Here is a 3,640-nt window from a genome sequence, read left to right on the forward strand (position 1 = left end):
GTGGCGGACGATCACGGGCACGCCGCTCAACGTGGTGGACGGCACGGTGGTGCAGGTGCCCACGCCGTTCCCCGTGCGGTACGGCAACCACCTGGGCTTCGCCAACGCGTGGGTGTCCGCGGAGGGCTACCTGAGCTTCACCGACTCACGCTTCAGCAGCGCCAACGTGCGTCTGCCCACCACCAACTGGGCGACGCTGGTGTCGCCCTTCTGGGACAACCTCCACACGGCCACCGCGCCGCCGGGCAACGTGTACCACGAGGTGCTGGGCACGGCGCCCGACCGCGAGTGGGTCATCGAGTGGCGCGAGATCGGCAACTTCAGCCGGCGCACGGATGTGCCCTACCCCACCGTCACCTTCCAGGTGGTGTTCAAGGAGAACAGCTCCGAGGTGCGCTTCAACTACCTGGACGTGGACTTCCGGGACGGGACGGACACGTATGATCGCGCCGGCTCGGGCACGGTGGGCGTCCAGGTCATCTCCACGGACGCGACGCTGTTCAGCTACAACGCCAAGAACCTGGCCAACAACCTGTCCCTGCTGTTCCGGACGAACGCCCCGCCGGTGGTGAACAACCTCGCCGGGGTGCAGGCCTCGGTGGCCGAGGGCGGCACGCTGGACTTCACCGCCACCTTCTCGGACGCGGATGGCGCGGCGGACGCGAACTGGACGGCCGAGTTCGACTACGACTACGTGGGCACCACCTTCACCGTGGAGGGCACGGAGACCTTCACGGCCGAGGGCGCCATCACCGGCAGCCGCACCTATCCTCAGAGCGGGCGCTACATCGTCGGCCTGCGTGTGAAGGACCGGGATGGAGGCACCTCCGCCATCCGCACCCTGGTGGTGAACGTGGAGAACGTGGCCCCCGTGGCGGTAGTGCCCACGGCCACGCCGTCCAGCACCAGCGAGGGTCAGTCCGTGCGTCTGACGGCCTCGTTCAGCGACGTAGGCGCCTCCGACAACCCGTGGAGGGTGGAGTGGGACATGGACTACGACGGGACGGAGTTCAGGCCCGACCGCAGCCAGAGCCTCACCGCCCAGGGCCCCATCACCCTGGATCATGTCTTCCGCCGCGACGGCACCTTCACGGTGGCCGTGCGCGTGGTGGACAAGGACAACGGCGCCTCGAGCCTGCAGACCACCACTGTCACCATCTCGGACGTGCAGCCCGTGCTGAGCGCGCTCGCGGGCGTCGCCAGCCTCCTGGAGGGCGCCCCGTACGCGCTGGCCTCCTCCTTCACGGACCCCGGTGACGGCGCCTCGCCATGGACCGTCCAGTTCGACCTGGACTACGACGGGACGACCTTCGACGCGGACCGCGAGCAGACCTACGCGGCGGGTGGCAACGTGGCGCTGGATCACGTCTTCGACAAGGACGGGGCGCGTGTCATCGCCGCGCGCATCGTGGACGCGGACGGCAGCGTCTCCGAGGTGCGGACGGTGAACCTGAGCGTGCAGGATCCGAGCCCGGACATCCGTGAGGCGCTGGCCAGCTCGCTCTCCGGGGACGAGCCTCGGACGGTGGAGTTCCGCGTGACGGCCACCAGCGGCTCTCCCACCGCCGCCATGGACCCGGTGCGCTACTACGCGTGGGACTTCGACGGCGACGGGCAGGTGGACCATGTGAGCTCGGATCCGCGCGCGGTGTTCCGCTACCTGGACAACCCCGTGGGCAGCGACACCTGGCAGGCCACCGTCTGGGTGGAGGACGAGGACAGCCGGACGGAGCACACCTTCGCCATCGTGGTGAAGAACACGCCGCCGGTGCTGACGGCCGTGGCGCCCACGCACGAGGCCACCGCGGGCCAGGCGTTCGAGCTCCAGCTCACCGCCACGGACTCCGCGGGCGCACGCGACCCGCTGACGTGGAAGCTCTCGAGCGGCCCCGCGGGAATGAGCGTGAGCCAGCGCGGGCTCATCCAGTGGGTGCCCACGCCCCTGCAGACGGCGGCGGACGGCAAGCCGCACACCGTCACTGTCACCGTCAGCGACGATGACGGCGCGGAGGTGACGGGGAGCTTCACTGTCACCGCGAAGCAGAACCCGAACAACGGTGTGCCCGGGGCGCCGGTGGCGATCAGCCCCTCGTCCGGCATGGCGAGCTTCGACGGGAAGCCCACCCTCGTGGTGCTCAACGCGAAGGATCCGGACGAGGACGCGCTCACCTACGAGTTCGAGGTGTACGCGGGCGCGATGGACGGCGAGCGAGTGTCGAGCGCCAGCGCGGTGGCCTCGGGTGACGGTGCCACCCGCTTCCAGGTGGCGGAGGTGCTCTCACCGGGCGTTTACACGTGGCGGGCCCGGGCGAAGGACAGCCGGGGCGCACTGAGCGGCTGGTCGGAGGCGGCCGTGTTCCAGGTGGCCGAGAGCAAGCCGCTGCCCGAGCCTGATGGGGATGGCTGCTCCACGGGTGGTGGCGCCTTCGGAGGGCTGCTGCCGCTGCTGGTGGTAGCGCTGGGCCTGAGGCGGCGCCGGCCGTAGGCCCTCCTCCTCGCAGACAGAGCCTGGAGGGAGGACTCCTGTCTCTCTCCAGGCTCGCCTTATGCTCCTTTGTATACGGTGCCCAGCACCGGCCTGCGGTTGGAGCGCCGAGCGATGCTGGCGCGAGGCACGGATGGCCGCCCGATCCTGTGGAGCCAGCGGAGGCGCCTGCCCCTGCTCTCGCCGCCGGCCCCTCGCCTGCGCTTGGATGTGATGCAGGAAGCGGTGACAGGCACGACCTGAACCAACCGAGCCCATTCACGTGGAGCGGTTGAGGAGGCTCTCTTCGAAGTGGTTCGCCCTCTACCGGAGCGCGGGTAGGGTTTTGGGGGGCTCACGTCCCTGACACCTCTTCGGGGCCTCGGCGCAGGCCGAGCATCCGGCGCAGCTCGCGCGCGGACTGGCGGCTCACCTCCACCGAGTGCCCTCGCGGCGTTCGCGCGATGTAGCCCCCCGTCTCCAGCGGCTCCAGCCTCGTCACGTGTGCCAGGTTCAGCAGCGCGCGCCGGTGCACCCGCGGGGCGAGCTGGCGTTCGGTCCGGAGGGACGGTGGGTCGCGAGCGCGAGCCAGGATGGCACGGTGCGCGTTCGCCGCGGCGCTCAACGCGCTCATCGGATCTCCTGGAGGATGAAGCGACCGCTACCGGACGGCACCACGCACTTGTCCTTCACCGGGCTTACGCTGTTACGGCGCACCGCGAGCCTGATACCTGCGCCCCGGGTGAACCTGACGAGGTACCACGGAGTGTTTGCCCCGGGAGCCAAACTGGGGCCATGGGTGCGCCCTGGGCAGCAGGCCCAGCCGGGGCCCGAGCAGAGCCAGGCGCAGGTGGCGACTGCCGAGCCAGGCGCGGTGCAACACACGAGCAAGAGGCCGCCGCAGCTGGATGGGGCGGGGTTGCTCCGCCGGACGTTCGAGCTGGATGTGTTCGCGTGTAGCCGTTGCGGGGGCAGGCGCCGGGTGTTGGCGTATGTGACGGCCCGCCATGGCGTGCGCGCGATATTGGAACACCTGGGCCTACCCTCGCAGCCGCAGAGACTGGCACCGGCCCAGGGGCCGACCCAGAGCGCGTGGTGCGGAAGCCCACAGCCGCGCCCGCCAAGGCGCCCCAGTCCGCTGCCGCCTCCCCCTGGAGGGGCAAGGCCAGGGTGAGC

3 protein-coding genes are annotated in these 3,640 nt (G+C 70.3%); 2 read left to right on the forward strand and 1 reads right to left on the reverse strand.

Features of this window, described 5'->3' with window-relative positions:
• Nucleotides 1–2,485, forward strand: a 2,485-nt coding sequence (locus VD972_RS07920) for a PKD domain-containing protein (protein ID WP_324983182.1), incomplete at its 5' end; no start/stop codon positions are given.
• Nucleotides 2,486–2,819: 334 nt separating this feature from the next.
• Here the strand turns inward: VD972_RS07920 and VD972_RS07925 are convergent.
• Nucleotides 2,820–3,098 (reverse strand): LytTR family DNA-binding domain-containing protein, encoded by a 279-nt coding sequence (locus VD972_RS07925; RefSeq protein ID WP_324983185.1) that lies wholly within the window; start codon nt 3,096–3,098, stop codon nt 2,820–2,822.
• Between the two features lie 15 nt (nt 3,099–3,113).
• On the opposite strand from VD972_RS07925, the gene VD972_RS45430 reads away from it, so the two are divergent.
• Nucleotides 3,114–3,638 carry a hypothetical protein gene (locus VD972_RS45430; protein WP_414654005.1) on the forward strand — a complete coding sequence of 175 codons (525 nt, stop codon included), beginning with the start codon at nt 3,114–3,116 and terminating at the stop codon, nt 3,636–3,638.
• Nucleotides 3,639–3,640 lie beyond the last annotated feature (2 nt).

The organism is Hyalangium sp., from assembly GCF_035629615.1.
Lineage (GTDB): Bacteria > Myxococcota > Myxococcia > Myxococcales > Myxococcaceae > Hyalangium.